Annotated in this window: 5 protein-coding genes; all 5 read left to right on the forward strand. The window is 70.2% G+C overall.

The features are described from left to right. On the forward strand, nucleotides 1-621 hold a 621-nt coding region (locus D180_RS15345; RefSeq protein WP_017913491.1), incomplete at its 5' end, for a cellulase family glycosylhydrolase. Nucleotides 622-975: 354 nt separating this feature from the next. Then, nucleotides 976-2,031: a glycoside hydrolase family 5 protein gene (locus tag D180_RS15350; protein ID WP_017913492.1), complete on the forward strand. Its 1,056-nt coding sequence runs from the start codon at nucleotides 976-978 to the stop codon at nucleotides 2,029-2,031. Nucleotides 2,032-2,138: 107 nt separating this feature from the next. Next, entirely contained in the window at nucleotides 2,139-3,014 is an 876-nt protein-coding gene (locus D180_RS15355) for a methylglyoxal synthase (protein WP_017913493.1), read from the forward strand. Between the two features lie 151 nt (nucleotides 3,015-3,165). After that, on the forward strand, nucleotides 3,166-4,521 hold the full coding sequence (locus tag D180_RS15360) for a substrate-binding domain-containing protein (RefSeq protein ID WP_017913494.1): 1,356 nt from the start codon (nucleotides 3,166-3,168) through the stop codon (nucleotides 4,519-4,521). 382 nt (nucleotides 4,522-4,903) lie between these two features. Beyond that, a complete protein-coding gene (locus tag D180_RS15365) occupies nucleotides 4,904-6,004 on the forward strand; it encodes an alginate lyase family protein (protein WP_232760522.1) in 1,101 nt (366 codons plus the stop codon). The last annotated feature ends 44 nt before the right edge of the window (nucleotides 6,005-6,048 follow it).

A 6,048-nucleotide genomic window follows, 5' to 3' on the forward strand; every position in this document is an offset into this window, starting at 1 on the left:
GACCTGTGGCAGCGTCTGGCACGCGCCTACGGCAGCGACAATGCGGTGGTGTTCGGGCTGATGAACGAGCCGCACGGCATCACCCCGGCCGCGTGGGCCACCGCCGCGCAGGCCGCGGTCGATGCGATCCGCGCCACCGGCGCCAGCAACCTGATCCTGGTGCCGGGCGCACTGTGGACCGGCGCGCACAGCTGGTACACGCCGGTAGACGGCTCCTCGAACGCCAGCGCGCTGGCCACGCTTCACGACCCGCTGCAGCGCGTGGCGATCGAAGTGCACCAGTACCTGGACGCCGATTCCAGCGGCACCAGCCCGGTCTGCGTGAGCGACGACATCGGCGTCCAACGCCTGCGCGCCTTTACCGACTGGCTGCAGCAGACCGGCCATCTCGGCTTTCTCGGCGAATTCGCTGCCGCCGACACTCCCACCTGCCGGCGCGCGCTGGACGGCATGCTGGCCGACATCGCGCAGCACCCGACGCTGTGGCTGGGCTGGAGCTACTGGGCCGGCGGCGCCTGGTGGCGCGCCGACTATCCGTTCAATGTGCAACCCGACGCCGACGGCCACGACCGTCCGCAGATGGCGATCCTCGCGCCCTGGGCGCAGCGCATCACGCGCTGAGCGCGGCGCCATGCGTGACAACGCCGTGGCGCACGCCGACAACTAGGCACCTCCAAGTCACGTCGTGACATGTTCTGCGAGGGACGGCGCGCGCCCTTTCACCGGCTCAGTGGCAGCGGGCTTTTGCCTGGGCACGCGCCGTTGCGGGTTTAAGCCTCTCCTACAGAGCGACGTACATCCGCCGGGTTGTACGCAAGCAGGTGATTGAAGGTGCCCGCATGGCGTGCGACGTGCAATGCGTCGCATATTTCCGATGACCACGATCGCTCTGGCATGGCGGTTGCAGCGTGGTGCACGGCCGCGCACGCCGCATCGCGGCGGCGCCTGCCGCTCTTTCCCCACGAAGGATCCGTCATGCCACGCAGTTCCCGTTTTTTCCGCTCCCCGCAATGGCGGCAGCGTGCCGCGCTGTGCCTGCTCCTGGCCGCCTGCGCGCCGTTCGCCCACGCGCAGCAGACGCTGCGCTATGCCGGCATCAACCTGGCCGGTGCCGAGTTCAACTCGGCGAAGAAGCCCGGCGTGCTGTTCAAGGACTATGTGTATCCCACCGACGCCGACTACGCGTACACCGCGGCGCAGGGCATGAACATCGTGCGCCTGCCGTTCCTGTGGGAGCGACTGCAGCCGCAGGCCAACGGCCCGCTCGACACCGCGCAACTCGACGCGCTGCGCACCGCGGTCGAACGCGCCAGGCGCTACAACCTGCACCTGATTCTGGACGTGCACAACTACGCCAAGTACGACGGCGTGCGCATCGGCGGCGACGCGGTGCCGGCGGCGGCGCTGGCCGATCTGTGGCGGCGCCTGGCGCTGGTGTTCGGCAACGACGGCAGCGTGGCGTTCGGGCTGATGAACGAGCCCAACGGCCTCGCCTCCGGCGATTGGGCGGCCATCGCGCAGGCGTCGATCGATGCGATCCGTGGCACCGGCGCCGACAACCTGATCCTGGTGCCCGGCACCGCCTTCAGCGGCGCGCACAGCTGGAACAGCACCTGGTACGGCGTGTCCAACGCGCAGGGATTGCTGACGGTCCACGACCCGGCCGGCAACCTGGCGTTCGAAGTGCATCAGTACCTGGATCCCGACTCCTCCGGCACCAGCGCCGCCTGCGTCAGCACCAGCATCGGTGCGGAACGCCTGCAAGGGTTCACCCAATGGCTGCGCGCCAACGGCTATCGCGGCTTCCTCGGCGAGTTCGGCGGCAGCAGCGATCCCACCTGCCTGGCGGCGCTGGACACCATGCTCGGCTACGTCCACGACAACGGCGACGTCTGGCTGGGCTGGACCGCCTGGGCCGGCGGCGCGTGGTGGCGCAGCGACTATGCGTTCAACCTGCAGCCGGACAAGAGCGGCGCCGACAAGCCGCAGATGAACGTGCTGGCGGTGCGCGCACAGCAGGTCACGCAGTGACAGCGCCAGGGCCGGCACCCGCAGCAGCGGCCCGGCGATCGCGCGGCGATTGAGTCGACACCGCGATCAGGCGCAGACTGTCGCACCTCTTCCGCAGGGATCGACGCATGCGCCTGGGCCTGGCCGCCAACCGATTGCACCACCAGGGCAAGGATGCCGCGCTGTTCCGCTGGCTGCGCGCCAGCGAGGCCGGCATCCGCGAGCTGCAGCTCGGCCTGCACGCGGTCGGCCGCACCCACGAGGCGATCATCCGAGCCGGTCTGCTGGCCGGCCATGCCGGCCTCAAGCGCTACCCGTTCGGCCGCGAGGGCGGACTGATGAAGCTGGTGGCCGAAGTCGTCGGACTGGAAGGCGCCGAACGGACCCTCGACGGCGCCATCTACCTGATCGATCCGGTCGACCCGTCCTCGATCTTCCCCGAGGCGATCGCGCTCAAGCGCCAGTGCGTGATCCACGGCAAGCCGTTCATTTCCACCGTGGCCAGCGCCCGCGATTGGGTGGAGATGGAGCGCGTCCACGCCGGGCTGGCCGCCGACGCCGGCGCCGACGATCTGTACGCGCTGCAGCGGCAGACCCTGGCGCTGATCGCGCACGATGCGATGAAACCGCAGATGCTGGCCTTCGCCAGCGAACATTTCGATCTGCTGTCTCGCTTCGCCGAGCGCGTGGCCACCGGCACCACCGGGCAGCGGCTCAACGAACTGGCCTGGAGTCGCGGCTGGCCGCAGGGCCAGGCGTGGGTGCACCGCTATCAGAGCGGCCCGATGGGCGGCGACGCGCAGATCGCCGATCGCGTGCTGGAACGGCGCTGCCACCGCGCGATCTTCTTCGAGGATCCGCATGTCGCGCGGCAGCACGAAGCCGACATCCAGTTGCTGGAACGCGCGGTCACCACGGTCACCGACAGCGCCGTGTGCATCACCTCGCCGGCGATCGCCGCGCGCTGGGCGCAGGCCGCCGCACGCCGGCTCGGTTCGGCCTGAGGTTTTCGACGCGCGCGATCGCGTAGAGAGCGGACCGCCGACAGGACACGCCGCGACGCCGCGTTGTCGTGCGTGACCATGCGCACAGTCACTGCGATGTCACGCCGATCGCCAACACTGCCGCGCCTGTCCAGATCCCAGGGGGGATCCCATGTTGCGTTTCACCCTGCGCCTGCTGCTGCTCGGCGCAGCAGCACTGTGCGCGCTGCCGTCCGCGTCCGCGCAACCGGCCGAGCGCTTGCGCGTACACGGCTCCAACAGCCTCGGCGCGCGGCTGATGCCGGCGCTGGTGGAAGCCTGGCTGCAGAGCATGGGCTACCGGCAACTGCAACGTCGTCGCGTCGATGCGACGACGCTGGAGATCGCCGCGGTGCGCGACGATGCGCCGCTGGTGGTCGAGATCGCCGGCACCGGCTCGGCCGCCGGCATCGCCGACCTGGTGCATGGCGACGCCGAGCTGGCGATGCTGGCGCGTCAGCCCGATGCGCGCGAACGCGAGGCCGCCTGGCAACTCGGCGACCTGGGCTCGCCGGACCAACAGTTCGTCGTCGCCCTGGATGGCGCGCGGGTGCTGGTCGCCGCCGACAACCCCATCGCCACGCTGAGCGTCGCGCAGCTGCGCGACATCCTGAGCGGCCGGACCACGCGCTGGTCGCAACTCGGCGGCGCGGACCTGCCGATCGCGCTGCACCGCAGTGCCATCCCCGGCGGTCTCGACGACTTCCTGCGCGAACGCCTGGGGCTGCCGGCGGTGCGCATGCCGGGGAACGTCCTGCATGCCGACCTGGCCGAGGCGGCACGCGCCGTCGTCGGCCATTCCGACGCACTGGCGATCGTCGGGTTGACCACGCCGGTGCCGGCCGGCACACGTGCGCTGGCCATCGCCGACGGCGGTATCGCGGTGCTCCCGACGGCAGCAGCCGTGCGCGGCGAGGACTATCCCTTGGTCCAGCGCTATAGCCTGTACGGCGGCCAGATGATGTCGGCGCTCGGCCGCAGCCTGGCCCTGTACGCCCTCGGTCCGCAGGCGCAACAGCTGGTGCGCCGGCTTGGCCCGATTTCCATGGCGATCGACGTCGATCCGGCCACGCCGCAGAGCGGCACCACCGCTGCCCGCGCGGACGCTAGCTATGCGCAGGCCAGCACCGGCGCCCGGCGCCTGACCACCACGCTGCGTTTCAGCCTGCAGTCGCTCAATGGCATGTACGAAGCGCGCAGCGCCCAGGATCTCGACCGATTGGTCGCCTTCATGCAACAGCCGGCGATGCACGGCCGCGCCCTGGCGGTGATCGGCTTCGCCACGCCGGACAGCGCCAACCGGCTGTACCCGACCATCGCCAGCAACGACCGCGCCGACGTCGTCGCCGCCTACCTGGTGCAACGCGGTGTCGCCGTGGAACGGGTACGCGGTCTCGGCGCACTGCATCCGCTGATCGGCGGCGAAGACGCCGTAGCCAAGGCGCGCAACGAGCGCGTCGAACTGTGGCTGCTGGATCGGGCGCGATAGGACAGTCGGAGCGTGGTTGCGGCCGGTTGGGCACGACATCGCTCGGCCGCTCGTCCCCTTCGGAACCTTTCCCCCGAAAAGCAGGCCGTGGTCCGGGGAGGAGAAGGGAACGCAAAAGCCCCTCTCCCGTCGGGAGAGGGGTTGGGGTGAGGGTACGCAACGCGAAGCGCCCTCACCGGCGGAAGCTGGGAGGTTAGCGCGTTGTCAGGCATTGCCAGCCGCGCGCGCGTGACGCCGCGCTGGCGCCGATACGACCCGTCGCCATCCGCACATCGGCGAGCGCATGCGGGCGACCGTGCTCCCGGACTCGGGCCATCCGGCGTTCACCGCATCGCGCCTACAGTCGCGTTGACAACGCTCGCCAGCGCTTCCGGAGATCGCCATGCTTCGCTCATCGCACGCCGTTCTCGGCGTGGTGCTTGCCGGACTCCTGCTGACCCACAGCACGCCAGCCGCCGCGGTGCAGCGGCTGTGGCCGACCGCGGAGCAATGGCAGCAGTTGCACGCGTCGGCTGCCACCGATCCGGCCTGGCGGCAGGTCGAGGCGGCGCAGGCCCGACTGGCCGATGCGGCACGCGCGCAGGGCGCACATCCGCTCGAGACGCTGAGCACCGGCGGCCGCCTGCGCGGCGATCCAGTGAAGGCGGCGACCGAAACCAGCCTGGGCGACATGCCGCGCATCCAGGCGCTGGCGCTGCGCTACGCCCTGGACGGCGAGCGCGCCGACGCACTGGCCGCCGGCGACCAGCTCGCGCAATGGGCCGCGCACAATGTGCCCAACGGCAACCCGATCGACGAGACCGGGCTGGAACCGGCGATCTTCGCCTACCGCATCGTCCGCCCGGCGCTGCCGGACGCGCAGCGCCGCGCTATCGATGCATGGATGCGAAAGATCGCCGATGCCGAAATCGGCTCGCGCGATCTCAAGCGCAAGACCGCCACCAACAACTGGCACAGCCATCGGCTGAAGACCGTGGGCATGATCGGCGCCGCGCTCGACGACACCCGGCTACTGGACTACGCCCGCACCGGCTTTCGTCAGCAGATCGCAGACAACCTGTTGCCCGACGGCCGCAGCATCGACTTCGTCGAGCGCGATGCGCTGTCCTACCACGTCTACGACCTGCGTCCGCTGGTGACGCTGGCACTGCTGTTCTCCGAACGCGGCGAGGATCTGTACCACTGGCGCGCACCGAACGGCGCATCGCTGGCGCGCAGCGTCGACTGGCTGCTGCCGTATCTGCGCGGCGATCGCAGCCACGCGGAGTTCGTCGGCAGCCAGGTGCCGTTCGACAAGGCGCGCTCGGACAACGGGGAAGCGGGCCACGTGATCGGTGCACCGTACGCGGCCGAGGGCGCGGTGCCGCTGCTGGTGCTTGCGGCGGCCTACGATCCTGCTTGTGCCGGCATAGCCCAACACCTCGGCCACGGCACGCCGTCCTGGCGGCTTGCGATCAGCACCTTGCCGGATTCGAAGCGCTAGCGCCGTATCAGCCCCTTCGGGGCACCTTCTCCCGATGGGAGAAG

The organism is Xanthomonas sp. SHU 166, from assembly GCF_000364685.1.
Lineage (GTDB): Bacteria > Pseudomonadota > Gammaproteobacteria > Xanthomonadales > Xanthomonadaceae > Xanthomonas_A > Xanthomonas_A sontii.

Coding starts and splice junctions, on each gene's coding strand:
- D180_RS15350 (WP_017913492.1), top strand. CDS start 976: ATGCCACGCAGTTCCCGTTTTTTCCGCTCCCCGCAATGGCGGCAGCGT.
- D180_RS15355 (WP_017913493.1), top strand. CDS start 2,139: ATGCGCCTGGGCCTGGCCGCCAACCGATTGCACCACCAGGGCAAGGAT.
- D180_RS15360 (WP_017913494.1), top strand. CDS start 3,166: ATGTTGCGTTTCACCCTGCGCCTGCTGCTGCTCGGCGCAGCAGCACTG.
- D180_RS15365 (WP_232760522.1), top strand. CDS start 4,904: ATGCTTCGCTCATCGCACGCCGTTCTCGGCGTGGTGCTTGCCGGACTC.